Origin of the sequence: Bartonella sp. CE47NXGY, assembly GCF_042195415.1 — a bacterium.
Taxonomy (GTDB): domain Bacteria; phylum Pseudomonadota; class Alphaproteobacteria; order Rhizobiales; family Rhizobiaceae; genus Bartonella.
In genome coordinates this window covers 1-965 of record NZ_JBHIOI010000178.1, presented here as the reverse complement: position 1 = coordinate 965, position 965 = coordinate 1, and the positions used below count along the sequence as shown (strand labels likewise).

Here is a 965-nt window from a genome sequence, read left to right as displayed (position 1 = left end):
TTTGCCAAATTGCGCAATGTCTTTAAGCTTAATCAGGTAGGTATTGAAGATCTAGGTGATGCTATCAATCATCTCTCGAACCACATGGCGGCAAAAGCCAGTGAAGTGTCTGATTTTACCAATCGAGCCACCGGTGCGGCAACCATGTTTAAGCTCACTGCGCGCGAAACTGCGGCATTTGGTACGGCGATGATTTCTGCTGGGATTGTTCCAGAGAGTGCCGCGCGTGGTTTTAATGCCATGAGTGCCCGTATCCAGGCAGGAGGCAAACATATTGAAGATGCTTTTGCCAATATCGGGCTTTCCCGCGAAAAATTTATGCAAGATCTGGACAAAGATGCCACCGGCACCTTGGTACGCTTTTTTAATGTGTTGGGTAAATCCGAACAGGGCATGCGCTCGCTGATTGCCATTGCTGGGCGCGATTTTACTGGTGATTTTGCCAAATTGGTGGGCAATCCAGAATTGTTAGGGCAAGCTTTAGATTATGTGAAAGATCCACAAGTCTTTAAAGGTTCGGTAGAGCAAGAAGCCGACAAACAAGCAACCGGTGCTATGCGGCAATTTGAACTCTTGCAAAACCGTATTGTAGCTCTGGGCATCACCATTGGTGAAGTGCTTCTGCCTCCTCTCAACAGTCTCATGGAAACTGTTGGTAATTTTACTAATGGGCTTATGGCGTGGGCGAATGCGCATCCCACTTTAACAAGTGCCATTATCAAAACCATTGCCACTCTGATGGCTTTTAATATTGCTCTGCGCGTGTTGCGCTTTACCATGGCTGGCACACGTCTTGGGATTCTTCAATTGATGGGCTCTTTTATCAAGATGGGTGTTGTCAGTCGTGGTGTTGCTGCAAGCTGGCGGGGCTTAGCAGCCGCAGGGCGCTCGCTGGGCTTGCTAACCGCGGGTCTTGGGGCAAGTTCACTCCGACTCTTACGCCCCATGACCTTGTTGGTCGGGGC

Annotated in this window: 1 protein-coding gene; it reads left to right on the top strand. The window is 49.3% G+C overall.

The annotated features are described in order from the left end of the window. The coding region (locus tag ACFIL3_RS10500) for a phage tail tape measure protein (RefSeq protein WP_375682250.1) at window positions 1-965 on the top strand (965 nt) is incomplete at both ends.